This window comes from Tepidiforma bonchosmolovskayae (assembly GCF_008838325.1).
In the GTDB taxonomy this organism is placed as follows: domain Bacteria; phylum Chloroflexota; class Dehalococcoidia; order Tepidiformales; family Tepidiformaceae; genus Tepidiforma; species Tepidiforma bonchosmolovskayae.
Genome location: NZ_CP042829.1, coordinates 118,863 through 144,675 on the forward strand (window position 1 = coordinate 118,863; position 25,813 = coordinate 144,675).

20 protein-coding genes and 2 tRNA genes are annotated in these 25,813 nt (G+C 68.8%); 12 read left to right on the top strand and 10 right to left on the bottom strand.

The window, feature by feature from the left end; genetic code table 11:
- Positions 1-33 precede the first annotated feature (33 nt).
- Genes Tbon_RS00630 through Tbon_RS00645 form a run of 4 tightly spaced genes read left to right on the top strand, consistent with a single transcriptional unit; the run spans position 34 to position 3,504 of the window.
- A complete protein-coding gene (locus Tbon_RS00630) occupies positions 34-642 on the top strand; it encodes a TetR/AcrR family transcriptional regulator (RefSeq protein ID WP_158065820.1) in 609 nt (202 codons plus the stop codon).
- On the top strand, positions 632-1,267 hold the full coding sequence (locus Tbon_RS00635) for a TetR/AcrR family transcriptional regulator (protein ID WP_158065821.1): 636 nt from the start codon (positions 632-634) through the stop codon (positions 1,265-1,267). The genes Tbon_RS00630 and Tbon_RS00635 overlap by 11 nt, the downstream gene beginning before the upstream one ends.
- Positions 1,267-1,731, top strand: coding sequence for a D-aminoacyl-tRNA deacylase (dtd, locus tag Tbon_RS00640; RefSeq protein WP_158065822.1), 465 nt, complete (start codon positions 1,267-1,269; stop codon positions 1,729-1,731). The genes Tbon_RS00635 and dtd overlap by 1 nt, the downstream gene beginning before the upstream one ends.
- A gap of 57 nt (positions 1,732-1,788) precedes the next feature.
- Positions 1,789-3,504, top strand: coding sequence for a proline--tRNA ligase (locus Tbon_RS00645; RefSeq protein WP_158065823.1), 1,716 nt, complete (start codon positions 1,789-1,791; stop codon positions 3,502-3,504).
- 21 nt (positions 3,505-3,525) lie between these two features.
- Here the strand turns inward: Tbon_RS00645 and Tbon_RS00650 are convergent, their stop codons facing one another.
- From Tbon_RS00650 to Tbon_RS00660, 3 genes are all read right to left on the bottom strand, one after another.
- On the bottom strand, positions 3,526-5,469 hold the full coding sequence (locus tag Tbon_RS00650) for a flavin-containing monooxygenase (RefSeq protein ID WP_158065824.1): 1,944 nt from the start codon (positions 5,467-5,469) through the stop codon (positions 3,526-3,528).
- A gap of 153 nt (positions 5,470-5,622) precedes the next feature.
- Positions 5,623-5,698: transfer RNA gene (locus tag Tbon_RS00655), tRNA-Ile, on the bottom strand.
- Between the two features lie 48 nt (positions 5,699-5,746).
- The gene (locus Tbon_RS00660; protein WP_158065825.1) at positions 5,747-6,202 is read right to left on the bottom strand and encodes a zinc-ribbon domain containing protein; all 456 of its coding nucleotides are present in this window, start codon (positions 6,200-6,202) and stop codon (positions 5,747-5,749) included.
- Positions 6,203-6,658: 456 nt separating this feature from the next.
- On the opposite strand from Tbon_RS00660, the gene acnA reads away from it, so the two are divergent.
- Positions 6,659-9,352 carry an aconitate hydratase AcnA gene (gene acnA, locus Tbon_RS00665; protein WP_158065826.1) on the top strand — a complete coding sequence of 898 codons (2,694 nt, stop codon included), beginning with the start codon at positions 6,659-6,661 and terminating at the stop codon, positions 9,350-9,352.
- A 15-nt stretch (positions 9,353-9,367) separates the two neighbouring features.
- Complete coding sequence (locus Tbon_RS00670; protein ID WP_158065827.1) at positions 9,368-10,597, top strand: NADP-dependent isocitrate dehydrogenase; 1,230 nt, start codon at positions 9,368-9,370, stop codon at positions 10,595-10,597.
- A gap of 8 nt (positions 10,598-10,605) precedes the next feature.
- On the opposite strand, the gene Tbon_RS00675 is transcribed toward Tbon_RS00670, so the two are convergent.
- Together Tbon_RS00675 and Tbon_RS00680 are read right to left on the bottom strand one after the other, a co-directional pair.
- Entirely contained in the window at positions 10,606-10,980 is a 375-nt protein-coding gene (locus Tbon_RS00675) for a GNAT family N-acetyltransferase (RefSeq protein ID WP_158065828.1), read from the bottom strand.
- Positions 10,973-13,708, bottom strand: a complete 2,736-nt coding sequence (locus Tbon_RS00680; RefSeq protein WP_192498030.1) for a helicase C-terminal domain-containing protein — start codon at positions 13,706-13,708, stop codon at positions 10,973-10,975. The genes Tbon_RS00675 and Tbon_RS00680 overlap by 8 nt, the downstream gene beginning before the upstream one ends.
- Before the next feature lie 174 nt (positions 13,709-13,882).
- On the opposite strand from Tbon_RS00680, the gene fusA reads away from it, so the two are divergent.
- On the top strand, positions 13,883-15,946 hold the full coding sequence (fusA, locus tag Tbon_RS00685; protein ID WP_158065830.1) for an elongation factor G: 2,064 nt from the start codon (positions 13,883-13,885) through the stop codon (positions 15,944-15,946).
- 21 nt (positions 15,947-15,967) lie between these two features.
- Here fusA and Tbon_RS00690 read toward each other — a convergent pair whose 3' ends face one another.
- The 3 genes from Tbon_RS00690 to Tbon_RS00700 are packed head-to-tail and all read right to left on the bottom strand — an operon-like array spanning position 15,968 to position 19,961.
- On the bottom strand, positions 15,968-17,788 hold the full coding sequence (locus Tbon_RS00690; protein ID WP_158065831.1) for an SH3 domain-containing protein: 1,821 nt from the start codon (positions 17,786-17,788) through the stop codon (positions 15,968-15,970).
- The gene (locus Tbon_RS00695; protein ID WP_158065832.1) at positions 17,773-18,906 is read right to left on the bottom strand and encodes a hypothetical protein; all 1,134 of its coding nucleotides are present in this window, start codon (positions 18,904-18,906) and stop codon (positions 17,773-17,775) included. The genes Tbon_RS00690 and Tbon_RS00695 overlap by 16 nt, the downstream gene beginning before the upstream one ends.
- On the bottom strand, positions 18,906-19,961 hold the full coding sequence (locus tag Tbon_RS00700) for a TolB-like translocation protein (protein ID WP_158065833.1): 1,056 nt from the start codon (positions 19,959-19,961) through the stop codon (positions 18,906-18,908). The genes Tbon_RS00695 and Tbon_RS00700 overlap by 1 nt, the downstream gene beginning before the upstream one ends.
- A gap of 322 nt (positions 19,962-20,283) precedes the next feature.
- Here Tbon_RS00700 and Tbon_RS00705 point away from each other — a divergent pair, with 322 nt between their 5' ends.
- From Tbon_RS00705 to Tbon_RS00725, 5 genes are all read left to right on the top strand, one after another.
- Positions 20,284-20,979 (top strand): site-2 protease family protein, encoded by a 696-nt coding sequence (locus tag Tbon_RS00705; RefSeq protein WP_158065834.1) that lies wholly within the window; start codon positions 20,284-20,286, stop codon positions 20,977-20,979.
- Between the two features lie 92 nt (positions 20,980-21,071).
- Positions 21,072-22,109: a prephenate dehydrogenase gene (locus Tbon_RS00710; RefSeq protein WP_158065835.1), complete on the top strand. Its 1,038-nt coding sequence runs from the start codon at positions 21,072-21,074 to the stop codon at positions 22,107-22,109.
- The gene (gene aroA, locus Tbon_RS00715; RefSeq protein WP_158065836.1) at positions 22,106-23,404 is read left to right on the top strand and encodes a 3-phosphoshikimate 1-carboxyvinyltransferase; all 1,299 of its coding nucleotides are present in this window, start codon (positions 22,106-22,108) and stop codon (positions 23,402-23,404) included. The genes Tbon_RS00710 and aroA overlap by 4 nt, the downstream gene beginning before the upstream one ends.
- Positions 23,401-24,000: a guanylate kinase gene (gene gmk / locus Tbon_RS00720; protein ID WP_192498031.1), complete on the top strand. Its 600-nt coding sequence runs from the start codon at positions 23,401-23,403 to the stop codon at positions 23,998-24,000. The genes aroA and gmk overlap by 4 nt, the downstream gene beginning before the upstream one ends.
- Positions 24,001-24,057: 57 nt before the next feature.
- The gene (locus tag Tbon_RS00725; RefSeq protein WP_158065837.1) at positions 24,058-24,909 is read left to right on the top strand and encodes an SDR family NAD(P)-dependent oxidoreductase; all 852 of its coding nucleotides are present in this window, start codon (positions 24,058-24,060) and stop codon (positions 24,907-24,909) included.
- Between the two features lie 81 nt (positions 24,910-24,990).
- On the opposite strand, the gene Tbon_RS00730 is transcribed toward Tbon_RS00725, so the two are convergent.
- Positions 24,991-25,067: transfer RNA gene (locus tag Tbon_RS00730), tRNA-Asp, on the bottom strand.
- Between the two features lie 8 nt (positions 25,068-25,075).
- Entirely contained in the window at positions 25,076-25,684 is a 609-nt protein-coding gene (locus Tbon_RS00735) for a hypothetical protein (protein ID WP_158065838.1), read from the bottom strand.
- Between the last annotated feature and the right edge of the window lie 129 nt (positions 25,685-25,813).

Consider the following 25,813-nt stretch of genomic DNA (forward strand, 5'->3'; position numbering starts at 1 on the left):
CGCCAGCCCACCGGCGGCAGCTATACTGCGCCCATGGCGAGTGAGGCCCAGCCGATTCGCGAACCCAAGACGCCTGAGGCCATCGCCACCCGCAACCGCATCCTCCAGGCAGCACGCGAGCTGTTCAGCGAACGCGGCTTCGACGCGACATCGGTGCGGATGATCGCCAACCGCGCCGGCGTGAGCGACCCGGCCGTGCACTACTACTTCCCCAGCAAGTACGACCTCTTCCGGGCGCTGATGGTCCAGCCCGACTACCGCACCCCGCCGGTGGCGCAGTCGCTGGATGAGGCGGTTGACGTGCTCTCCGCGATGTTCGACTGGTGGGCCGAAAACGCCCCGCTCGTCCGCATCCTGACCCAGCAACAGCTCAGAGGCGACCCGGAGGCCCTTGAGTACCTCCGCGACGGGGAAAGCCGCTACCGGGCTGAGGTGGCGTCCATCCTGGGCTCGGCCGGGTACGAGGGGGATTGCGAGACGGCGGCGGACCTCCTCTTCCACACCCTTTCAGGGTTCATGTGGGACGCGGTTATGACGTACGGCAACGCCGCCAGGGAGGTGCTGGCCCAGCCCGTGTTCAAAGACCGCATCCGGTTCGCCATCCGCTGCGCCCTCGGGATGGAGGGCTGCTGTGGCGGGTGAACGCGAACCTCCCGCCGGCCAGGCCCCCGGGGAGGCCGCGCCGCGGGATGACACGCGCGCACGCATCCTCGCAGCGGCCATGGAGGCGTTCGCCCGGGACGGCTTCGACGCGACCTCGGTCCGCTCGATTGCGCGGCGCTGCGGCATCTCGGACGCGGGCGTGTTCTACTACTTCCCAACGAAGCGTCACCTCCTCGAGGCGCTCTGGAACGAGGCCCCGGCAGGTTCGTTCCCGGTGGGCGACCCGGCTGCTCCGCTGACAGCTGAACGGCTGGCGGAGCTGGTGCGCGCGACGATTCACATCTCGGCCGAGAATTTCACCTACCTGCGGCTGGTTGCGCGGCAGGCGCTCGCCTCAGACGAAACGGCGATTGCACTCCGCAACGCGTCGCGCGCACGATGGCGGACAGCACTCGCGAGACACTTCCAAGCGGCAGGTCCGCGCGCGGCTGAGCTGGTCGAAACGTTCGCCGCCGCGGTGACGGGGTATCTCCTGCGGCTCGAGATGGAGACCGGTGACGCGTACCCCGAGGCGGTCCGCGACGATGCATTCCAGGAGCGGGTCATCCGCGCAGTCCAGCGTCTGCTCCCGGTGGAGCGCGCCGATTCCCCGGCTGCGGGCTGATGCGGGCGGTCATCCAGCGCGTCCAGCGCGCTGCCGTATCGGTCGCGGGGGCACAGGTCGCGGGTATCGGACCGGGCATGGTCGTGCTGCTCGGCATCGCCCGGGATGACGACGCGGCGACGGCCGCGCGACTGGCAGAGCGGGTTGCAGGGCTCCGAATCTTCGATGATGGCGCCGGGCGCATGAACCTCGACGTGGCCACCATCGGCGGGGCCGTGCTCTGCATCAGCCAGTTCACCCTGTACGGGGACGTTCGCCGCGGGCGCCGGCCGTCGTTCGAGGCCGCCGCGCCGGCGGCGCAGGCGCAGCCGCTGTACGAGGCATTCGTCGCGGCGGTCCGCGGGGCGGGCATTCCCTGTGCAACCGGCGTCTTCGGTGCGGAGATGCAGGTCGAGCTGGTTAACGATGGCCCGGTGACCCTGTTCGTCGACTCCGCCGACCTCGAGCGGCCGCGCCGGGCTTGACCGGAACACTGACCGGCGCCCAACGTTCACTTCGCACCTGCTGCCCGGAGGAGTTCCATGCGCATACGCCAGCTGCTTGTGAAAACCCTTCGCGAGGCGCCGGCGGAGGCCGAGCTGTCCAGTCACCGCCTGCTGCTGCGGGCGGGGCTGGTCGTGCCGCTGGCGGCCGGGCTGTACTGCTTCACGCCGCTCGGCTGGCGCGTGGTCCGGAACATCGAACGGATCATCCGGGAAGAGATGAACCGCTCCGGTGCGCAGGAAGTCCACCTCCCGGCGCTGCACCCTATCGAGCTCTGGGAGCAGAGCGGCCGGGCGGCGCTCATGGGCCAGACGCTCTTCCGCCTCACCGACAGGAAGGAGCGGGAGTTCGCGCTTGGTCCGACCCACGAAGAGGTCATCTCGTACCTCGCGTCACGGACCATCCAGAGCTACCGCGACCTGCCGGTCACGCTCTACCAGATTCAGACGAAGTTCCGCGACGAACCGCGGCCGCGCGGCGGGCTGATCCGGCTGCGCGAGTTCACCATGAAGGACGCCTACAGCTTCGACACGGGCTGGGACACCCTCGACGCCTCCTACGATGCCGCCTTCGCCGCCTACCAGCGCATCTTCCGCCGGGCCGGGGTGCCGGTCATCCCGGTCGCGGCCGATTCGGGCGCAATCGGGGGCAAGGATTCGCAGGAGTTCGTCTTCCTGACCGAGAGCGGCGAGGACACCATTCTGCTCTGCCCGGGATGCGGGTACGCCGCGAACGCGGAGAAGGCCGAGTTTGTCCCGGCCCCTGCCGTTCCCGGTGAGCCGGCGCCGGTGGAGCGCGTGCACACCCCGGGGAGGCGGACCATTGCCGAGGTCGCGGAGTTCCTCGGCGTGGAACCCCGGCAGACACTGAAGGCGGTGTTCTACAAAGCCGACGGAAGGCCGGTCTTCGTGGCGATTCGCGGCGACCTCGAGGTTAACGAGGTGAAGCTGAAGAACGCCCTCGGTGCGCGCGAGGTTGAGCCGATGGATGAGGCAACCGTCCGGGAGCTCGGGCTGGTCGCCGGGAGCGCTTCGCCGGTCGGCGTTTCAGGCATCCCGGTTATCGCCGACCGGAGCGCCGTTGATGCCACGAACCTGGTTGGCGGGGCGAATGAGCCCGATTACCACCTCCGGAACGTGAACCACGGCCGCGACTGGCAGGCGACGCTGGTCGCCGAGATCGCGCTGGCGCGGGCGGGCGACGCCTGCCGCACCTGCGGGCAGGCCCTCGAGACCCGCCGGGGTATCGAGATGGGCCACGTCTTTAAGCTCGGCACGCTCTACGCCGAGAAGATGGGGGTGTACTACCTCGACGAGTACGGGGAGCGCCGGCCCTGTGTGATGGGCTGCTACGGCATCGGCGTGGAGCGGCTGCTCGCAGCGATCATCGAAGCCAACCATGATGCTGACGGTATCCGCTGGCCGTGGGAGGTCAGCCCGTTCGACGTCCATGTCGTTGTTATCGGCGCCGGGGACGCGGCGATCGATGCCGCTTTGTCCGAGGTCGAACAGGCGCTCCAGGAATCGGGCCTCGAGCCGCTCATCGACGATCGCGACGATTCGCCCGGCATCAAGTTCAAGGACGCCGACCTCCTCGGTATGCCGATGCGGGTGACGGTGAGCCCGCGGTCGCTCGAGCGCGGAGGCGTCGAGGTGCGGGACCGTGCAACGGGCGAAACCCGGGTGCTCAGCCCTGCCGAAGCGGCAGCCGCGATCGCAGCGGCCCGCTCCGGAGCGATCGAAGCGGGCCGCTGAGGCGTCCGGGGAAGGCCGGGGTCAGTCGCCGCCGGCCAGCGCCGGCTGACGGATGAACTCGTAGTCGTCGGGGTTCGGCTCGCGCGTCAGCTGCCAGTACTCAATGAGGTTGAACGGCCAGTTCTGGGCCGACCGACCCTTCTCGTTGCGGTACCAGCTGTTGACGGTGGCCACCCCCCAGACGCGCTCGAGGTTGCCGCGGTCGATTCGCTCGTTATAGGCATCGTGGACCTCCTTGCGGACGTCCAGGGCGCGCTCGCCGCGGTCAAAGAGCATCTTGAGGCAGCCCATGACGTACTGCACTTCGCACTCGGAGAAGTAGATGATGCTGCCGTTGACGACGATGTTGGTGTTCGGCCCGTAGAGCATGAAGAAGTTGGGGAAGCCCGGCACGGTGATGCCGAGGTAGGCGCGGGCGTCGCCATCCCACTCGCGGTGGAGGTCCTTGCCGTCGCGTCCGAGCACGCGCATGGGCGTGAGGAACTTCGAGGCCTGAAAGCCTGTGCCGTAGATGAGCACGTCGGCCTCGTAGAGGGTTCCGTCCACGGTCACGACGCCGGTTTCGGTCACCTCGCGAATCTTGTCGGTCACGAGGCGGACATTGGGGCGCTTGAGCGTCGCCGCCCAGATACCGTTGTCGAGAATCAGGCGCTTGGCTGCAGGCGGGTAGTCCGGCATCACCTTGGGCAGCAGGTCGGGCCGGTCGGCGAACTGCATCTGGAGGTAGGCCGTCAGCAGCTGGCGAAGGTTCTCGTTCTCGGGGCCGACCGAGCGGGATTTGTCGGGCCAGGTGGGGTCGACCTTCGCGGCAGCGAGCAGGCCGTCGGTGGTGTTCCAGAAGAGCCAGAATCGGTACCAGTGGGCGTAATGGGGCACGTGCGTGAAGAGCCACCGGAGGCCGGCCGGGACCTCATCGTGGTAGTGCGGCACGGGCACATACCAGTTGGGCGTCCGCTGGAAGATGGTGACTTCGCCGGCGACCTTCGCGACCTCGGGGATGAACTGCGCGGCGCTCGCCCCGGTACCGATGACGGCGACCCGCTTGCCGGCGAGGTCGACGGAGTGGTCCCAGCGGGCAGAGTGGAACTGCGGACCGCGGAACCGCCCGAGGCCCGGGATATCGGGAATCTTGGGGCGATTCAGCTGGCCGACCGCGCTGATGACGGCGTTAGCGCGGAGCTCTTCTTCGGTTCCATCAGCGCGGCGGATGTGGACGACCCATTCGGCGCGGTCATCATCCCACTGGAGGAGGGTGACCTCCGTGTTGAACTGGACGTGCTCGCGAACGCCGAACTCGCGGGCACACTCCTGGAAGTACTCGAGGAGTACGGGCTGTGTGGAGTAGTGGGTCGGCCAGTCAATCTTCTGGGCGAAGCTGTAGCTGTAAAACGCGTTCGAAACGTCGACACGCGCACCCGGATAGGTGTTCTCAAGCCAGGTGCCGCCGATGTCGTGGTTCTTCTCAAGGATGGTGAACGGTATGCCGGCCTGCTTGAGCCGAATCCCCGCGAGGATGCCGGACATCCCTGCGCCGATGATGATGACGCTGAACGGAACCGAGGGGTCCTTCCGCCAGGCGGGAGCTCGGGGGTCCTGGCCCTCGGGCGCGAGTTCTTCGAGCAGGAGCGGGACGTAGTCCTCAGAAACCGGCGAGCCGGTCATCCACGCCGTAATCCGGAGCAGCGCCTCTTCGACCGGGACCTCGCCGGAGACCTGGCCGTCGCGGAGCCGCTTGAGGGCTTCGAAGGCGACTTCCTTCGCCTCGGCCTGCTGGGCGGGCGTCATACCGCCCTGCTGGACGCCCGGGGCAACGCCAGGAGGCCGCAGCGATTCGCGGAGGATCGAGAAGTCGCCGGTAGCCTGGGCGAGTGCAGGCAGCAGTGCAGGGAGGAAGGCGTCTTCGAGCGCTGCGCGAAGCTCGTCATCGGTTGCGACGAGCGGCTCGACGGGGCGGCTGATTGGCATCGGTGCTGTCTCCTTCTCACGGCGGCCGGGGCCGCGGTGCTTCCGCGCAAAGGTTAGCGTCTCCCGAAGGATTTTGCTCGTGACGCGTGCCCGTGCCGGCGCTATTCCGCGCGCCGGGCCCGATTTCGCTCCTGACCCCAGCGAAACGTTTGGTGGTGGGCCCGCCAGGATTCGAACCCGGGACCGATCGGTTATGAGCCGACTGCTCTCACCGCTGAGCTACGGGCCCTCCGGCGGGCATGATAGCAGCGGCCGCCCGGGGGAGCGGACCTGCTGGCTACCAGCGGCGGCCTTTTCCGCCCTTGCGGTCGTTCCAGCCGCGGCCGCCGCGGCCGCCGCCGCGCTCCATGGGCTCGAAATCGCCCCAGCTACCGAGCCCGCCGCCCGAGCGGGGCTCCCGGGGAGCACTACGGCCCCCGGAGGACGTGAGGCCGCGGGGCTGGGACTGGAAGCAGTCGCTGCAGTAGACAGGGCGCCCGGTGGTCGGCTCGAACGGGACCTTCGCGATTTTGCCGCAGGAGGCGCAGACTGCGTCGTAGAGCTGGCGCGGCGGGCGGGAATCGGCAGCAGCGGCGCCTCCGCCCTGCTGGGCCTTGCGGGCGCGGCGGCAGGACGGGCAGCGCCGCGGCTCCTGCGTGAACCCCTTTGATGCGTGGAACTCCTGCTCGCCAGCAGTAAAGGTGAAGGACGCTCCGCAATCGATGCAGGCGAGCGACTTGTCGGCGAACGACACTCGATGACCCTCCAAGATGTGGTGGAACCTGCGGTCATCGAGCGTTTCCGGGACTGGCGAGAATGACCTCTCCGTGAGGCCGATGGAACCTGGTTACCGCTTCGAGGGTAACAGGTTCAGGCGGAACGTGTCATTAGCGCGAGCCGCCTGCAGCCTGCGAGTACCAGCAATTCGGCCGGAATGCGGCTCCGGGCGTATACTTGCGATTGGCCATCTCGTTCAGTGCCGCTCCGGGCCCAACGGTCTCCTCTCCGGGAGAAGTCGCGGACTCCGGCCGGATGGCCCCCCGCGGATGGAGCGCGGGAAAGGGCCCAAGTACCGCCACACGCAAGGTGGAAGGAGGCTTGGGACATGGGCACCGGTCCGCCACGCACCCCCTGATTCGCATCGCGTCCTCGTCTCCGGCTCCGGGGACCTTCCCCACCGTCCTCGCCGCGACTTTCCCAGGAGGTCACAGTGGCACACCCTGATTCATTCGGTTCGAAACGCCGCCTCGATGTCGACGGAACCGGCTACACCATCTTTTCCCTCGAGGCGCTGCGGGACCGCGGGTTCCCGGGCGTCGACCGGCTCCCGTTCTCGCTGAAGATTCTGCTCGAAAACCTGCTCCGGCTGGAGGACGGGCGAGCGGTCACTGCGGAGGACATCGCCGCGCTCGCCGGCTGGCAGCCGAATTCCGGCGCCGACCGCGAGATCGCCTTCACGCCGGCCCGCGTCCTGCTCCAGGACTTCACCGGGGTCCCGGTTGTCGTTGACCTCGCTTCGATGCGCGACGCGATCGTGGCCCTCGGCGGCGACCCGGCACGCATCAACCCGCTGCAGCGGGTCGACCTCGTCATCGATCACTCGGTCCAGGTGGACTACTACGGCCGTCCCGATGCGTTCGAAAAGAACGTCGAACTCGAATTCGAGCGGAACCGGGAGCGCTACCAGTTCCTGCGCTGGGGTCAGCAGGCGTTCCGGAACTTCCGCGTGGTCCCGCCCGGGACCGGCATCGTGCACCAGGTGAACCTGGAGTACCTCGCCTCGGTCGTCTTCCAGAACGAGGTTGACGGAGAGCTGCAGGCGTACCCCGACACGCTCGTCGGCACGGACTCGCATACGACGATGATCAACGGCCTGGGCGTGCTCGGCTGGGGCGTCGGCGGCATCGAGGCCGAGGCGGCGATGCTGGGCCAGCCGGTGGCGATGCTGATTCCCGAGGTGGTCGGATTCCGGCTGACGGGCCGCCTGCGCGAGGGCGCCACGGGTACCGACCTCGTCCTCCGGGTGACCCAGATGCTGCGCGAACGCGGCGTCGTCGGAAAATTCGTCGAGTTCTACGGGACCGGCCTGACGGGCCTGCCGCTCGCGGCCCGGGCCACCATCGCGAACATGGCGCCTGAGTACGGCGCCACGATGGGTTTCTTCCCGGTCGACGACGAAACGCTCGCCTACCTCCGCTTCACCGGCCGGGATGAGCGGCTCGTCCGCCTCGTGGAGGCGTACTGCAAGGCCCAGGGACTCTTCCGGACCGACGAGACGCCGGACCCGGTCTTCTCCGAGACGCTGGAGCTGGACCTCGGCGACGTCGAGCCGTCGATTGCCGGCCCACGGCGGCCGCAGGACCGGGTTCCGCTGCGGCTCGCGAAGGCCGACTGGGAGAAGAACCTCGCCGCCATGGTCCCGCCCGAGAAGCGGTCAGCGACCGCGGCAGTCCGGAACGGGACGTCCTTCGAGCTGCGGCACGGGTCGGTGGTCATCGCGGCGATCACGAGCTGCACCAACACGTCGAACCCCGAGGTCATGCTCGGCGCGGGGCTGCTTGCGCGGAAGGCGGTTGAGCGCGGCCTTGCGACACCCCCCTGGGTGAAGACGAGCCTGGCGCCGGGTTCCCAGGTGGTTACCGAGTACCTCGCTGAGGCCAGGCTGACGCCGTACCTCGACCGGCTCGGCTTCGAACTTGTCGGCTACGGGTGCACGACCTGCATCGGCAACTCCGGTCCGCTCGACCCGCGGATCAGCGACGCGATCCGGGAGCATGACCTCGTGGCCGTAGCGGTTCTCTCGGGGAACCGGAACTTCGAAGGTCGCGTCAACCCGGACACGCGGGCGAACTACCTCGCCTCGCCGCCGCTGGTGGTCGCGTATGCGCTGGCGGGGCGGATGGATATCGACTTCGCCACCGAGCCTATCGGGACCGGTAAAGACGGCAAGCCGGTCTTCCTCGCCGATATCTGGCCATCGCAGGCTGAGGTCGAGGAGGCGATTCGCACCTCGGTCCGTTCCGAAATGTTCCGCAGGAAGTACGCCGACGTGTTCAAGGGCGATGAGCGGTGGCGAAATCTTCCGACGCCCTCGGGCGACCTCTTCGCGTGGGACCCGAAGTCGACCTACATCAAGCGGGCGCCGTACTTCGACAACCTGTCGCTCGAGCCGGCGCCGCTGACCGATATCGAAGGCGCCCGCGTGCTGGTCATGGTGGGCGACTCGGTCACGACGGACCACATCTCGCCAGCCGGCAACATCAGCCCGAACAGCCCGGCAGGGGTCTGGCTCCGGGAGATGGGCGTGGCCAGGGAGGACTTCAACCAGTACGGCGCGCGCCGGGGCCACGACGAGGTGATGGTGCGCGGCACCTTCGCGAACATCCGCCTGCGGAACCTGCTCGCCCCGGGCACCGAAGGCGGCGTGACCCGCCATCTGCCGGACGGCGAGGAGATGACCATCTTCGATGCGTCGGTGAAATACCGGGCCGAGGGCGTGCCGCTCATCGTCATCGCCGGCAAGGAGTACGGGACCGGCTCTTCCCGCGACTGGGCGGCGAAGGGCGTCAAGCTGCTCGGGGTCCGAGCCGTCATCGCCGAATCGTACGAGCGCATCCACCGCAGCAACCTGGTCGGGATGGGCGTCCTGCCGCTCCAGTTTCTGCCCGGGGAGAACCGTGAAACGCTCGGCCTCACCGGGACCGAGGTGTACACCATTCGCGGCGTCGCGCAGGGGCTGGCTCCGCGCGCGCTGCTCGACGTGACCGCCCGGCGGGACGATGGCAGCGAACGGACCTTCAAGGTCGTGTGCCGAATCGATACGCCGGTGGAGCTCGACTACTACCGCCACGACGGCATCCTGCCGTACGTCCTGCGCCAGATCGCGGCTCAGCCCGCCAGCTAACCCGGGAGCAGCACCATGGAGAAGATCAAAGTCCTCAATCCGGTCGTCGAACTCGACGGCGACGAGATGACGCGCATCATCTGGCGCTTCATCAAAGAAAAGCTCATCCTGCCGTACCTCGACATCAAGCTCGAGTACTACGACCTCGGTATCGAGAACCGGGACGCGACCAACGACCAGGTCACTGTCGACGCTGCGTACGCCATCAAGAAGTATGGCGTCGGGGTGAAGTGCGCCACCATCACGCCGGATGAAGCGCGGGTCAAAGAGTTCAACCTGAAGCAGATGTGGAAGTCCCCGAACGGGACGATCCGCAACATCCTCGGCGGGGTGGTCTTCCGCGAGCCGATCATCTGCCGGAATATCCCGCGGCTCGTACCGGGCTGGACGAAACCGATCGTGATCGGGCGCCACGCGCACGGCGACCAATACCGGGCAACCGATTTCCGCGTACCGGGCCCGGGGACGGTAACGATCAGCTGGACGCCAGCCGACGGCGGGGAGCCGATGCAGTTCGAGGTCGCCAAGTTCGACGGCCCGGGCGTGGCGATGGGCATGTACAACTTCGATGACTCGATCCGCGACTTCGCCCGCGCCTCGTTCCGCTACGGCCTGGAGCGGAACTACCCGGTCTACCTCTCGACCAAGAACACCATCCTGAAGGCGTACGACGGGCGCTTCAAGGACATCTTCCAGGAGGTGTTCGACACCGAGTTTGCGGAGGAGTTCAAGGCACGCGGCCTGACCTACGAGCACCGGCTGATCGACGATATGGTCGCTTCAGCGCTGAAGTGGGAGGGCGGCTACGTCTGGGCCTGCAAGAACTACGACGGCGACGTCCAGTCCGACACCGTGGCCCAGGGGTTCGGATCGCTCGGACTGATGACGTCGGTGCTGCTCACGCCGGACGGCAAGACCTGCGAGGCGGAGGCCGCCCACGGGACGGTGACCCGCCACTACCGGGCCTACCAGCGCGGTGAGAAAACCTCGACGAACCCCATCGCCTCGATCTTTGCTTGGACCCGCGGCCTTGCCTTCCGGGCGAAGCTCGACGGCACGCCGGAGGTCGCGCGGTTCGCGGAGACACTCGAACAGGTCTGCGTCGAGACGGTGGAGAGCGGCAAGATGACGAAGGACCTCGCGATCCTGGTCTCGCCGGACACACCGTGGCTCACAACGGAAGAGTTCCTCGACGAACTCGACCGGAACCTGCGGGCGAAAATGGCGACCTGGGCGAACGCCTAGCCCGGTCCTTACGTCAGCCGGCGCACGAACCAGATTCCCCCTTCAGGCCCCTCCCCGTGGAGGGGCCTGAAGCCCATCCGCATCCAGAAGTAGACGGAGAGTCCGAACTGCGGGTGCGCGCGCGCCCGGAGACGGGTCCAGCCCGCCTGACTGGCGGCGAGGGCGAAGAGCCGGGCGGCCTCCGAGCCGGCGCCGTAGCCGCGCTCTGCTTCGTCGATACAGAGCTCCCAGGCGATGAGTTCGCCCAGTCCGCCGGGCAGCACCTCCAGCCGGCCGATGTTTCGCCCATCTTTCAGCCGGACAACTGCCAGGCTGCCGGGGCGTGCGGGCACGAGTTCGACCCGTTCGCCGCGTACAGCAAGATTTCCGGCGAGGTCAGCCACGGCTGAGCCAGTCCTCAATGGCTGCAGCGACTTCGTCGGTCGAACCGCGGAAGCGGGTGCACGGCGGAAGCGAATCGATGAACTGGCGCCCGTACCGCTTCTCCCAGAGACGGCGGTCGAATACTGCGACAACGCCGCGGTCACGCTTGTCGCGAATCAGCCGGCCGAACCCCTGGCGGAAACGGAGGATCGCCGCAGGGACCTGGTACTGGTTGAACGGGTCGTCGTACTGCTCGGCGCGGGCGCGGCCGACAGGGTCGGTCGGCACATCGAAAGGCAGGCGGGTGATCATCACGAGTGAGAGCGCCTCGCCGCGGATGTCGACGCCCTCCCAGAAGCTCGCGCTTCCGAGGACGAGGGTTTCGGGATTTTCGCGCAGCTGTTCGGTAATCCACCTTGGGGTGCCATCAATGCCCTGGGCGAGGACGACGATGCCGGACGGCTCGAGCATCGGGCGGACGAGCCCGGAGACGTGCCGCAGGAGCGCGTTCGAGGTGAAAAGCGCAATCGCGCGGCCGCGGGAGGCGAGGGCAAGGGTCCCGATCGCGCGGGCAAGCCTGCCGGGGAAGTCGGGATGGTTCGGCTCGGGAAGGTCGTCGACCGCAGCGAGCAGGGCGGCCCGCTCGTAGTCGAACGGGGACCCGAGTTCGAGCATGCGAGGGGAGTCAAGGCCCAGCCGGCCCGCCGCAAACGACATATCGTGATTGGCGCTCAGGGTCGCGCTGGTGGCGACCACGACGCGGCGGGGCTCGAAGAGCTGTTCGCGGAGGAGGGGCCCGACGTCAAGCGGCGCCATGTGGAGCGAGCCGATGCCCTCGGGCTCACGGGCGGCCCAGGTAATCGTCTCCGGGCCGGCCGGGTTGACGAGCACCTCCCCGAGCGCCCGGACGTCCCCGATCTTCCGCAGCGCCGCCCGGAACTCGGCGGCGAGCTCGTCCGAGAGTTCGACCGGGGCGGTTCCGAGGAGCTTTGCGGCCTCTTCGCCGGCGCGTTCGATGCGCTCGAGCTGGGCATGGAGCGCGTGCCAGCGCTCTTCGGCCTCTTCCCAGGCGGGCTCGCGCCTGACGAGGGGCGTCAGCAGGAGCCGGTCGCCGTCGCCGTCACGGGCAGGGAGGGCTCCCACCGCCCGGAAGAACGGCTGGGCTGCCTCGCGGGCCGCTGCGACGAGCCCGGTCAGCGCCCGGGCTGACGCTGCGTAGGGCTCACCATCAAAGGAGCGGAGGAGCATGAGTGCGCCCCCTTCGCGGTGGTCACGCGTGCTGGGACGGTGGATGGCGTCGAGGGACTCGGTCAGTTTCCGGAGCGTGAGCGCGCCTCCGAACTGCTGGGTCGCGACGTCCTCCAGATTGTGCGCCTCGTCAACAATCAGGTGGTCGAACTGGGGAATCGCGCTGCCTTCCGATGCGAGGTCGGCGAGGAGCAGGGCATGGTTGACGATAACCAGGTGCGCCGATTCGGCGAGTTTCCGTGCCCGCCAGAGGAAGCAGTTGCCTTCGCGGACGTGGCGATGCTGGCGGGACAGGCAGTCGGCCTCGGACGCCGAAAGGCGGGCCCAGGCCGCCGACTCTTCGGGGCCGAGGCGCAGTTCAGAACGGTCGCCCGTCTCCGTCTGTTCCAGCCAGAGGAGGATGCTGGCGCTGAGCCGGGCGACATCGGGGTCGCGCGTGCCGGCCACGTAACTGGCTGCCCAGCGGGCGTAGCACAGGTAGTTTCCGCGTCCCTTCAGGAGGGCGACCCGGAAGTCCTCAGGTGCGTCAATGGCGCCGGCCGCAGCCAGCGCCTGGCGGAGCACGGGAATGTCCTTCTGGATGAGCTGCTCCTGGAGGGCAATGGTGTTGGTGCTGACCACGACCCGGCGGCCGTTGCGGATGGCATCGAGGGCGGCCGGCACGAGGTAGGCGAGGGATTTCCCGACGCCTGTCCCGGCCTCCACGAGGAGATGTCCGCCCTCGACGAACGTTTCCCGGACCGCCTCAGCCATGGCGAGCTGCTCGTCGCGGTGCTCGAAGCCCTCCACCACGCGCGCAAGACCGTCGAAGGCCGCCTCCAGGTCCTGCCGCCGGATCGGTTGCGGCGGATTCCGCGGGTTAAGCACAGGGACGGAGCGGAATGGCGGCGGCACCGGCAGCACCCCACGGGTTGGCGGCGACGCCTCGGCGCCGCCAAGGGTGCGCCCGAGCGCCGGCGCATCAGTGAGCACGAGCCGGGCGAGCTGCGCGCGCCGGTCAGGGTCGAGCCGCTCGGCCAGATTGCTGAGCTCGAGGAACACCCTGGCCGCCAGGCGGGCATCCGCCAGCGCGCGGTGCTGGTCGGTCACGGGGAGGCCGAGCGCTGCAGCAACCTCGCCAAGGGAGAAGTTCTTCAGGTCGGGCAGGAGGAGGCGGGCGAACTCCGCGGTATCGATGGCATCGGCGTGCCGAAGCAGGCCCGATCTGCGGAGGAACTCAAGGTCGAACGCGATATTATGTCCAACGATCACGGCGCCATCGAGGAACCGCACGAGGTCGTCGCGCACCTGGTCGAGCGGCGGTGCGGAAGCGACGAGGGCGTTCGAGATGCCGGTCAGGCGCTCAATGAAGGGCGTGAGCCGCCGGCCGGGATTCACGAGCGTGCTGAACTCGGCTTCGACGCCGCCGGAAGTGAACCGTACAGCGCCCACCTCGATGATGCGGTCGCGCTCGGGCTCGAGGCCCGTGGTTTCGAGGTCGAGCGCCACGTAGGTCGTCATGGTTCGAACATCCGTACTGATGGCATCGCCCAGTCTACCGGGCGGCATTGAGAGGCGCGACGTTAACCAGCTTCTTCCCCTCGGACGACACCTGCTGCCGTGTCCCGCATTGAGAGGCGGATCACCGGTGCGTAGACTACGGGCCACTTCGCAGGCCGGAGGAGGTTCACGTTGATGAAGGTGTATCCCACCGAAGCCATCCGTAACGTGGTCCTGGTGGGCCACGGGAGCGTCGGCAAGACGAGCCTTGCCGAAGCAGCGCTCTACGAGAGCGGCGCCATCACCCGGCTCGGCTCCATCCAGGACCAGAACACCGTCACCGACTACGACGAAGATGAGCACCGCCGGAAGTTCAGCCTGAACCTCGCGCTGGCGCCGCTCGAGTGGGAGGGCCGCAAGATCAACATCATTGATACCCCCGGGTACGCTGATTTCGTCTCGGAGGTCATCTGCGGGGCGCACGCCGCGGACCTCGCCGTGGTCGTGGTCGATGCCGTTTCGGGCCCCGAGGTGGGGACCGACCGGGCGTGGAGCATCGCCGAGAAGCTGGGGCTGCCGAGGCTGATTGTCATCAACCGCATGGACCGTGAGAATGCGAACTTCGCAAACGTTCTCGCGGCCCTGCAGGAGCGGTGGGGGCACCGGGTCATGCCTTTGCAGCTGCCCATCGGGGCCCACGAGGCGTTCACGGGCGTCGTCGACCTCCTCCACATGAAGGCCTACGTCGGCGAGCAGGCCGACGAAGTGGACGTGCCCGATGAACTGCGCGAAGAAGCGGAGCGGCTCCGGGCACAGCTCATCGAGGGCATCGTCGAAACCGACGAAGAGCTGATGACCAAGTATTTTGCCGATGAGGAGCTTTCGGAGGACGAACTCCGCCGGGTGCTCCACGGCGGGCTCGACCACAACCTGATCTTCCCGATCGTCTGCGCCTCGGCGACGAAACTGATCGGTGTGCGGCAGCTGCTCCACACCATCGCATTCAGCGGCCCGTCGCCGGCCGACCGTGACCCGATCGACGCCGGCGGCATCAAGGTGACGGCCGACCCCTCGGCGCCCCCGGTCGCGCTGGTATTCAAAACTGCGGCCGATCCGTTCGTGGGCCGGCTGAGCTACCTGCGCGTCTTTTCGGGGCGGGTGACAACCGACTCCCACCTGTGGAATGCGAACCGGCAGGCCGACGAGCGGCTGGGGACGCTGTACATCCAGCGCGGGAAGGAACAAATTCCCGTGACCGAACTCGTGGCGGGCGACATCGGCGTGGTGGCGAAACTTGCCCACACCGGGACGGGCGACACGCTCGGCAGCCGGGAGCGGCCGGTCACGCTTCCGCCGATGCAGTTCCCTGCCCCGGTATTCAGCATGGCCGTGCGCCCGGTTGGGAAGGGGGCCGTCGACAAGCTCGGGCCGAGCCTCCAGCGCATGGTCGAGGAGGACCCGGGGCTCCGCCTCGACCGCGACCCCGGGACGGGCGAACTGATCCTTTCCGGCCTGGGCGACGCGCACCTCGAGGTGACGGTCGAGCGGCTGAAGCGGAAGTTCAATGTCGAGGTCGAACTGGCGCTGCCGCGGGTGCCCTACCGGGAAACCATTACCCGGAAAGCTTCGGCGGAGTACACGCACAAGAAACAGACGGGGGGCCACGGCCAGTACGGCCGCGTGCTGCTGGAGGTGGAGCCGCTGCCGCGTGGGTCAGGCATCAGGTTCGGCGAGCGGGTGGTCGGCGGCGCCGTGCCGAAGGAGTTCATCCCCGCCGTCGAGAAAGGTGTGCTGGAGACGGCGGCGGGCGGGATCATCGCCGGCTACGAGCTGACGGACTGCCAGGTCACGCTGGTTGACGGCAAGCACCACCCGGTGGATTCCAACGAGATGTCGTTCAAGCTGGCGGCTTCGCAGGCGCTCAAGGAGGCCGTCCAGGGGGCGGGGCCGATCCTGCTTGAACCAATCATGCTTATCCGCGTGTACGTACCTGACGAGTTCGCCGGGGACATCGTGGGCGACCTGAATACCAAGCGGGCCCGCATCCATGGCATCAATCCGGACGGGGGAATGAGCGTCATCGAAGCGGAGGTCCCGCTGGCGGAGGTGCAGCGGTATGCGTCCGACCTCCGGTCGCTCACCCAGGGCCGCGGCGTGTTCGAGCTGACGTTCGACCACTACGGCGAGGTGCCGGCGAACATCGCCCAGCGCGTCATCTCTGAGCACAAGAAAGCGCTCGAGGAGGCGCACGCCCACTGACTGGCCGGGAGCCGTCGGGGGTCAGGGGCTGCCTTCGGCAGTAACGTTCGGCAGGATCCGCCTGAACGGGAACTGCGGCGGGCCGCTGGCGGAGCCGGAGCGCTGGACCGTCACGGTGATGGTGACGGGCTGCAGTGAGCCGAGCAGCGGCTCGACCATGACCGTGCCGCTCGTAGCGCCCGGCGGGAGCACGCTCGGGTCGATGCGGATTTCGAGAACCGAATCCATGCCGGCCTGCGCAACCCGCGGACTGGCCGAAACGACAACGGGCAGGTCGTTGCCGATGGCGACCCCGCCATCGACGACCCGGCCCGGCGGGTCGTTGGGGTGGCGCACGATGAGCCAGGCGGCCGAGGTGCGGACTCGGAACGGGCCAATCCCTGTGCCGAGGTTGCGGACGGTTATCGATGCCGCTGTCGAGCTGGCCGATGTGACCTGGAGCGTGACCGCGCGTTCGCCGATGACCTGGAGCTTCGGTGCGCCGAGGAACGTGCCGGAGCGCGACGGGTCCGGGGCGGGCGTCGAGTCGGAATGGGTCACAATGCCGAGTTCCGGGATCGAGGTTGGGAAATCCATCGCGGCGCACCCGCCGGAAAAGCCGCGTTCGGAGCACTCGCTGAACGCGGCAGGTGCAAAGGCGGCAGCAACCGCCGGCGCGGAGAGGGCCGGCATCGCAACCTTTTGGGGCGGCCAGATGCGCCCGGCGGGGTTGACCGGCGCGTCGGGCTGAGCCGGCTGCACCTTCGCGAGATACTGCCCGGCCGACCAACCCGTCACCTGGCCGCTGGTGACCTGCCACCATGTGATGCCCTCGAGCGTCTGCGGCCCGCCGACGATGGTGACCCTGGTGCCCTCGGGGAGGCAGGCCAGCGGCGGGTTCGCTGCCGGGGCCGGACGGACATTCAGGCACTGCCCATCAGCCCGGACGACGGCGGTGTCGCCGACGGCGAGCGCGGTCGATGGCGGCTGCGTCGATCCGCCCGGTGCAAGCGGCGGCGGGTAGTTCTGTCCTTTCGGCACGGGAGGGTAGCGAAGGCAGCCGTAGACCTTCTCCTGGTAGGTGTAGTCGCCCCAGGTGAACGTGCCGAAGCCAGGCGCGTTCGGGTCGTTGCAATGCCACACCTCGCCGCGCAACGGGTTGCGGTTCGGATTGAGGGGGTGGTTGATGAACGCGAAACCGTTGTAGCTCCAGACCGCGTAGTACCAGTCCTCGAGCGCGGCAGGGTCGCCGTTTCCGGCCACGGGCCGGAATTCCGGCGCCGAGTTCCACTTGTCGGCGAAAATCCGGATGCCTTCCGCCAGGTTGAAGAGCGGGTGGGTGCCGATCATCGCCTGACGTGCCGAAGGAACCCGGATGTCGAGGGCCGGCGGCGAGGCGAGGTGGCCCATTCCCGTGGTGATCTGGCCGAGCCCGTAGCCGCAGTCGATGGCGGTGAGAACCGGACCCACTCCGCCGTACGGGACGGAGCCAGCCGCGTGCGCCCAGCCGGACTCGACCCAGACCATCGCCTTATACAGGCTGGCCGGCACGGCGGCAGAGCGGGTGCGCGGCTGGCGGGCTGCGCGGGACCCGGTTTCGAGGCCGGGGTAACTCACATCGACCCACTCCCCCGAGGGCAGCTGGTACGGCGGGGGGACGGCGACCCCGGCGGCGGCCAGGTCAATCATCTGGTTGTAGGCCGAGACGTAGTCCTCGTGCTCGTACGTGTCGAAGCCGAAGCCGTAGTTCGGCACATGGCAGGGGTAGTGGTCAGCACGGGCGACCTCCCGCGGTGCGGTCGCGGCGAGGGCCATGGCGCCCAGCAGCGCGCCGACCAGGAGGGACCTCAGCGCCGGACCCATCCGAGGAATCCCTGGAATCCGGGGATTGCGGCCCGGCCGCCCGAGCCGACGAGCTGCAGCTCGGGCCGCCCGGGCGACGCAAAGCCCGAGCCGTCCCAGTGGGTGACCGCGAGCAGTTCGCCGTCGGGGCTGAAGCCCAGCGGCACATCGAACCCCCCGGCCCGGAGCGCCTGCGCCGAGGCGTCACCGGCGGCGGGGCCTTCGCGGGGCACAGCGCCGAAAGCGGGCGCCCCGCCGGGCTTCCAGACAGCGCCCAGTGCTTCCGCGCCGGGGTCGGAGAGGGCCTGGGCGCTGGCGGTTGCTCCGCCGTCCAGCGCTGCGACCCGGGCGGAGTAGCGGACGCCGGATTGGGTGGCCACCTCGACGAACGCGATGGCTGAGCCATCGGGGGCGAGCGCCCAGTCACGGGTGATCGATGGCGAGAGGTGGAGAAGGTCCTGCCCGTCGGACTGGAGCGTTGAGCCTCGCGCATCGATGGCGACCGTCAGCAGCCGGCCATCCCGCCAGCCCACGGGCGCGACGGCCAGTGCGGCCTGCGACCAGCGGAGGCGGACCGCGCCGTCCAGGCGCACTTCGAGCACATCGATAGCGGGGGCGCCGTCGGCAGCTCCCGGTCGTGTGACCACGACCGCGTCGCCGGCAGGAGTCCAGAGCGGCGTCTGCATGGGCTCGATGCCCGAGACGAGACGTTCAGCGACCCCGCGCTGGAGGTCGACGACGATGAGCGACGCCTGGGGCTGCACCGGCGAGCCCGCGTCAACCGCAACCAGTGCAGCGAATCGGCCGGCGGGGTCAACGGAGCCGCTCGTCCGGAATCCCTCCAGGTGGGGGACCCGGGCGATTTCGATAACGTTGGCAGACTGGTCAGCCCGCGCCGCGGCGATGACATCGACCGAGCCCTCGGTCCGCGTCACGAGGGCGTAGGTGCCGGGCGGAGCGGCTGCAAAGGCCGAGCCGGGCCCCTGTTTCGCATCGCCGGCGATAATGCCCCAGAGGATGGGGCCGATGGCGAGCACGGCGACGAGCCCCGTCAGAACGAGGACGAGCCGTGCCAGACGGCCCGTGCCGGGTTCACGCCGGGTTCGGTAACGGACGGGGGAGATGGGCGTCGATGCCATTACTCGCCCCTCACCCAGCCGACGAACGAGGCCGCCGGAACGTCGGTGAGCAGCTCCCGGGAGGCCGGCGAGGCAATCCAGAGCGCTGCCTCGGGGCGGGCGGACGGGTCGGTGCCCGCCCCGACGGTGGAGACGACGACGTAATCACCCAGCGGGGCCCAGGCGTGGGGAATGACCCAGGCTGCCGATGGGTTCGGGTCTGCGAGCTGGAGTGAGCCGCCGGGTCCTCCGAACACAGGGAGCGGATTGCCGGGCTGCCATGCTGCCCCGACCTGGTTGCGGCCGGATGGGAGGGCGGTCACGGCACCGGTTGCAATGGTCAGGGTCTTGCCCACGTAGCTGCGGGAAGATGCGCTGAGGATATCCACGAACGCGACGCGTGAGCCGTCGGGGCTCAGGGACCAGTCACGCGTGCGGCCGGGCGAGAGCTCGGCGACCCGTTCGACAGTGCCGCCACGCGCCATCCAGAGGCTCGATCCGGACTGGTCGACGACCACGATATACAGCCGGCCACCATCGAGGCTGTAGCCGAGCGGGACGACCTGGAAAGCCGCGGTGAAGCGGGCTGCTTCGGACAGGGCCAGCGCGTCGGCGTCAATCTCCAGGACCCGGAGAACACCGGGCTCTCCGCTCGCTGTGACCGCGAGCTTCGAACCGTCGCGAGACCAGGCCAGCGGCGAGAGGTACTCGAACCCGCCTTCGACGACCCGGACGGTGCCATCGAGGCTGACCAGCGAGAGTGTGGCGGCGCTGCCGCGCGTGCCGTCGACGGCGAGGACGGCCATCCGGTCGCCCGTTGGCGATGCCGCGCCGCGGGCGTGCAGCCCGGTGAATGTGTACGGGAAGGAGGCGATGGTGCGGGCAGGCGCACCGCGGGACAGCCCGCGTACGCGGAGGTTGTCGACCCGCCGGGCGGAGTCGGGCTCGAGGTAGGCAACGGTCCGGATTTCCGAGGCAGGGATGGCCGGCGCCGCCGGCCCATCGGTAGAAACCGGGGAGGATGACGACGCCACCCATGCGGCGATGCCCGCGACCACCGCGAGCACGGCGAGCACGATGGGAACGAACGTTCGGGAAGGACCGGGAATTCGACGCAACCCGGGAGCGAGCACGCGGCAACCTCGCGCTTGCGGGCGGAAGCTCCGCCCTGGTCTTGCACCGGGTCTCGACTTCCCCGGCGCTCGGCCACCTGGCAAGGCGGTCGGTACCCCCGCTGTACCGCCGGGTACGCCCCAGAGCGGGGCGTGCCAGCACCCCTCGATGGGAGGGGCCGTGGGGCGAACGTAACAAGGCACCCGGGTCTCGTCAATCCGGGTTTACCGCACACTTCCGCACCGGGGAGCCAGCGTAGGCCGGCGGTGTGCTAGCGTTCGGCTGATGATTTGGTATCTCAACGCGCTCCAGGACAACCCTGCCGTCTTCGCTGTCTACCTTGCAGCCTGGCTTGTGGCGATTGTCACCGGGCTGGCGTTCCACGAGTTCTGTCACGCCTGGACCGCCTATCAGCTCGGCGACGACACCGCCCGGCGGAACGGGCGGCTGACCCTCAACCCGCTCGCGCACCTCGACCCGGTGGGCTCGACGCTGCTGCTCCTCTTCGGCTTCGGCTGGGCGAAGCCGACGCCGGTCAACCCGTGGCGGCTGCGAACCGGACCCCGGCAGGGCTTCGCGCTCGTCGCGTTCGCCGGGCCGGCGTCGAACTTCTTTTTCGCCGCGCTCGCCGCCATTCCCATCCGGCTCGGGGTCGTCCAAACCTCGTTCCCGACCATCGAAGCCGTCATCCGGCGGGGCTCCGGCGAGGACTACCTCTGGCTGTTCCTCTCGTTCATCATCACGCTCAACGTGCTCCTGGGGATATTCAACCTCATCCCCATTTCGCCGCTCGACGGGTTCAAGGTCGTGACCGGGATCGCGCCCCGGGAGGTCGCCCGGGCGCTCGAGCAGCTCGCCCCGTGGGGGCCGGGCATCCTGATGACCCTCATTGCCATCGGCTTCCTGACGGGCTTCAGCCCGCTCGGCTGGCTGATCGGGCTCGTGTACGACGACGTCTTGCGGGTGATTGTCGGTACCTGACCAGGTTGCCCGGGGCGCCGTCGGGAAGTGCCGTTGTGGTAGCCTACAGGGAGCGGCAGGAGGCACGGCCTGCGCGTTCGCGGGTGGGTCCCATGGCAGAGAATCGCATCGCCATCATCGGCACCGGTCTCATCGGCGCCTCGATCGGGCTGGGCCTTGCCGCCCGCCCGAACCGCAACTACGAAATTGTCGGCGTCGACCGCGACCGCACGCATGCCCGCGCGGCGAAGAAGCTCGGCGCCCTGGACCGCGAGGTCGGGTCGCTGGAGGAGGCGGTGGAGCGGGCCGGGATGGTCATCATCGCGACGCCGGTCGTGGCGGCGCGGCGCATCCTGGAGGACGTGGGGCGCTATCTTGTGCCCGGCGCCGTGGTGACCGACGTGTGCAGCACCAAGGCCGAAGTGATGCGCTGGGCAGCCGAATACCTCCCGGAGAACGTCCACTTCGTCGGCGGCCACCCTATGGCCGGCCGCGAGAAGAGCGGTCCGGAAGCCGCGTCGGCCTCACTGTTCGAAGGCGCGACGTGGGCCGTCACGCCGTCCCCGCGGGCCGATGAACGCGCGGTCCAGGCTGTCCTGGGGCTGATTGAAGCGCTGGGGGCAATCCCGCTCTACATCGACCCGGCAGAGCACGACCAGTACGCCGCCGCGGTGAGCCATGTTCCGCTTTTGGCTTCGGTCGCGCTCTTCCGCATGGTGCGCGACAGCCAGGGCTGGGAGGATGCCGCGCTCCTTGCAGGCCCCGGCTTCCGGGATGTCACCCGGCTCGCGAGCGGCGACCCGACCATGGCGCGCGACATCATGCTCACGAACCGCGAGGCCGTGATTCACTGGATCGGCCGGCTGCAGCAGGAGCTTTCGACCATTAGGGCGGCACTCGAGGCCGGCCCTGAGCCGATCTACGACCTGTTCAAGTCGACGCAGCTGGACCGAGACACGTTTATCCAGAATCCGCCGCAGCGGCGCCGGCCCGAGGGGATCGAACCGCCTTCGGCCCGCGATGCCATCGGCCGGATGTTCGTGGGAGGGCTCTACGACAGGATCAAGGAGACCACCGAGCGGCTGCCCACGGCACCGCGCGACGATGCTGACCTGAAACGCAAGCTCGGCATTGAGGATGACCGGCTGTGAAGGTGAGCCGGCCGGCCCGCATCAGGGCCACCATTCACGTCCCGCCGGATAAATCGATCTCGCACCGGGCGCTAATCTTCAATGCGGTTGCGACCGGGCGGGCGACGGTTGAGCACATCCTCGACTCGGATGATGTGCGCTCAACGGCGCGCTGCCTTGCGGCCCTCGGCGTGCCGATTGACTGGCCGGAGGGCTCCGCGGTAGCACATGTGACCGGGCAGGGGCTGCACGGGCTCTTCGAAGCCGAGGACGTACTGGACTGCGGCAACAGCGGCACGACGATGCGCCTGCTGCTCGGCCTGCTCGCCGGGCACCCGATCCTTTCGGTCCTCACGGGGGACAGGTCGCTCCGGTCCCGGCCGATGGCGCGGGTCATCCAGCCGCTGCGAACGATGGGTGCGCACCTTGCAGCCCGGCGCGGGGACACGCTCGCCCCGGTAGTCATCAAAGGCGGCAGTCTCCGCGGCATTGCATACCAGTCCCCGGTCGCCAGCGCGCAGGTGAAATCCGCCATTCTGCTCGCCGGCCTCTACGCGGAAGGGGAAACCGCAGTCGCCGAGCCCAGCCGCTCGCGCGACCACACCGAACGGCTGCTCACCGCGATGGGTGCGCCCCTGACGAGCGACGGGCTGACGGTCCGGGTGCGGCCGGCAGACCGGCTCAGCGCCGTCTCGGTCCGGGTGCCCGGGGACATCTCCAGCGCTGCGCCATGGATGGTGCTGGGCGTGTGCCACCCGGATGCCGAAATCGTGCTGGAAGGCGTCAACGTCAACCCGACGCGGACCGGCATCCTCGACATCCTGCGGGCGATGGGCGCCGATCTCGAACTGGTCGAGGAGCGGACCTCCGGCGGCGAGCCGGTCGCCGACATCGTCGTGCGCTCGAGCCAGCTCCGCGCGACCTCCGTCGGCGGCGAGCTGGTCCCGCGGGCAATCGACGAGCTTCCGCTCGTGGCGCTGGCGGCCTGCTTCGCCGAAGGCACGACCGTCGTGCGGGATGCGACAGAACTCCGGGTCAAGGAATCCGATCGCGTCAGGACCGTGGTCGAAGCGCTCGGGCGCCTCGGCGCGGCAATCCGGGAGCGCGAGGACGGCTTCGAAGTCGATGGCCCGGTCCGGCTCCGCGGAGCCCGCGTCCACGCGCACGGCGACCACCGCATCGGCATGCTGGGCGCCATTGCCGGCTGCCTCGCCGAGGGCGAGACGGAGGTGCTCGACGATGCGGTGGGCGTCTCGTACCGGGCGTTCTGGGACGACCTGCGGGCGGCCACCTCCGGCGAGGCGATGGCGCGGTGAGCGAAAAGCCGCTCGTTGTCGTCCTTCACGGCCCTTCCGGCGTCGGCAAGGACTCGGTGATTGCCGAGCTGAAGAAGCGCCTCGGCATCCACCGGGCCACAAGTTCGACCAACCGCGCCCCGCGGGGCGACGAGCGCCACGGCGTGGACTACTACTTCATCAGCGACGCCGAGTTCCGCCAGAAGATTGCGAACGGCGAGTTCGCAGAGTGGGCAGAAGTGTACGGGGACCTGAAGGGGCTGGAGCGGTCAGAAATCGAAGGGCCGCTCGCCGAGGGCCGGGATGTCATTATCCGCACCGACGTCCAGGGCGCGCGGACGTGGCGGAAGAAGCTCGAAGGCGCCGTGTTCATTTTCCTGATGGCGGAGGACCGGGAGGCGCTGCGCGCGCAGCTGGTCGGGCGAGGGAGCGAGGACGCGGAGAGCCTCGCGCGGCGCATCGCAGCGCTTGAGGACGAGCTCGACGACATCGAGAACAACGACTACGTCGTCATCAACCGGCACGGCCGCCTCGAGGAGGCCGTCAACGAGATCGCGGAGATCATCAGGCGGGAGAAGGCGAATCCGAACCGGCCGCCCGCGCGGCTCATCGGCTGACCCTGCCAGCGGGCCGCCCGTAAGATCCGCGCAACGCCTGCACCCGGAGACGCATCGATGGACCCTTCGCTTGCCCAGCTCTTCAGCCTTGACGGCAAAGTTGCCCTCGTGACGGGGGCGTCCAGCGGGCTCGGGGTGGCCTTCGCACGGGGGCTCGCCCGGGCCGGGGCGAACGTGGTCGTCACGGCGCGGCGACAGGAGCTCATCGAACAGACCGCTGCGATGCTGCGGCAATACGGCGTCGAGGCCGAGGCGTGCCCGGCGGACATCACCGACGAGGAGCAGTTCGAGCGGCTGTTCGAACGGACTGTCGAGCGGTTCGGGCGGCTCGACATCATGGTCAACAATGCCGGCTACACCGACCGCTCCGGCCTGCGGCACGACCTCGGCAGCTTCAAGCGGATGCGGTCGGTGGTCGAACTGGACCTGCTGGCGACGATCAACGGCTGCCGGCTTGCGGCCCGGCAGATGCTGGCCCAGGGGACTGGCGGGGTCATCATCAACATCAGCTCAATCCTCGGGCGCGTCGGGAGCGAGTTCCGCGCAGCGTCGTACCACGCAGCGAAAGGCGGGGTCGATGCGCTGACCCGCGTGCTGGCGCTCGAATACGCCCGCGAGGGCATCCGGGTGAACGCCATCGCACCGTCGTACTTCGACGGGACGGAGCTGATGGGCAAGGTCTTCGAATCCACCCCGGGCACGCGAGACCAGGCCATATCGCGGACGCCGATGGGGCGGCTCGGCCAGCCGGAGGACCTCGAGGGCGCGATTATCTACCTTGCTTCAGATGCGTCGAAGTTCGTGACCGGGCACATCCTGTACGTGGACGGCGGCTGGACTGCGGGCGGCGGCTATCACCAGATCGCCCCGCCGTGGGAGACGGAGCCGGGCCACCAGCGGTTGGGGTAGAACTGACACCAGGACCACACGGCAGCGGTGCTGTTGGACACGAAGAAGCCCGGGTATTCCCGGGCTTCTCTGCGGCTGACCTGGCGACCCCGAGCGGATTCGAACCGCCGATCTCCACCTTGACAGGGTGGCATGTTAGACCACTACACCACGGGGCCAGACTCGCTCATGGTACGGTCGTGCCGGCTCCCGGGCAAGCCGAGGCTGCCCCGGGGGCGCGGGCTTCGAGGAAGCCCCGGGCCGCGTCGAAGATGCGCCGGGCGACCGGTGCGCCGGGGCAGTGAGCCTCGACCGGGCGCCCCTCGAACTCGCCGTAGTAGCGCGTGAAGAGACTGTCGCGACCGGGAGCAAGCCGCGCAGACGCTTCCGCAAGGGCCGCCCGCTCGGCCGGACCCGGCGCCCAGCCGGGGCTGCCGTCATCGGTCCAGCAGCAGGAGGCGAGGAGCGCCTCGACGGAGTCGATGCCGACGCGAATGGCGGCGAGCCCGGCATCGGTAATCTCTCCGGCCTGGAGCGCATCCTCGAGCGCGCGGTCAGCAGCCGCGCGCCATGCCCGCACGCCGCCGATGCCCGGCGGAGCCAGGAGGTGGAGCGCTGCGGGAAGCGCGAGCGCGGGGATGCGGTCGACCGCATCCAGCACGGACCCGGGCAGCCCGGGTGGAACTTTCGAGAGGACGATACGGTCGCCATTGACCGCCGCAGGGCGCCGGCCGTGGCCCGGCCCGAGGAGACCCTCGAGCCAGGCTTCGAAGCCAGGAAGTTCAGCGGTGCTCATCCCGGTACGCACCCGCAGCGCGCGGTGTTTCGCCTCGACGCCAGCGATGCAGAACGGGACGGAGCCTGGGCTCCGGGTCTTTCGATCACATTCATTCGTGAGGGCCTCGCGACGGATGCCGCCGGCATC

Bases quoted from the DNA above. Each gene is read 5' to 3' on its own strand.
- Tbon_RS00630 (WP_158065820.1), top strand. From the start codon at position 34: ATGGCGAGTGAGGCCCAGCCGATTCGCGAACCCAAGACGCCTGAGGCC.
- dtd (WP_158065822.1), top strand. From the start codon at position 1,267: ATGCGGGCGGTCATCCAGCGCGTCCAGCGCGCTGCCGTATCGGTCGCG.
- Tbon_RS00645 (WP_158065823.1), top strand. From the start codon at position 1,789: ATGCGCATACGCCAGCTGCTTGTGAAAACCCTTCGCGAGGCGCCGGCG.
- Tbon_RS00650 (WP_158065824.1), bottom strand. From the start codon at position 5,469: ATGCCAATCAGCCGCCCCGTCGAGCCGCTCGTCGCAACCGATGACGAG.
- Tbon_RS00670 (WP_158065827.1), top strand. From the start codon at position 9,368: ATGGAGAAGATCAAAGTCCTCAATCCGGTCGTCGAACTCGACGGCGAC.
- Tbon_RS00680 (WP_192498030.1), bottom strand. From the start codon at position 13,708: ATGACGACCTACGTGGCGCTCGACCTCGAAACCACGGGCCTCGAGCCC.
- fusA (WP_158065830.1), top strand. From the start codon at position 13,883: ATGAAGGTGTATCCCACCGAAGCCATCCGTAACGTGGTCCTGGTGGGC.
- Tbon_RS00690 (WP_158065831.1), bottom strand. From the start codon at position 17,788: ATGGGTCCGGCGCTGAGGTCCCTCCTGGTCGGCGCGCTGCTGGGCGCC.
- Tbon_RS00695 (WP_158065832.1), bottom strand. From the start codon at position 18,906: ATGGCATCGACGCCCATCTCCCCCGTCCGTTACCGAACCCGGCGTGAA.
- Tbon_RS00705 (WP_158065834.1), top strand. From the start codon at position 20,284: ATGATTTGGTATCTCAACGCGCTCCAGGACAACCCTGCCGTCTTCGCT.
- Tbon_RS00710 (WP_158065835.1), top strand. From the start codon at position 21,072: ATGGCAGAGAATCGCATCGCCATCATCGGCACCGGTCTCATCGGCGCC.
- Tbon_RS00725 (WP_158065837.1), top strand. From the start codon at position 24,058: ATGGACCCTTCGCTTGCCCAGCTCTTCAGCCTTGACGGCAAAGTTGCC.
- Tbon_RS00735 (WP_158065838.1), bottom strand. From the start codon at position 25,684: ATGAGCACCGCTGAACTTCCTGGCTTCGAAGCCTGGCTCGAGGGTCTC.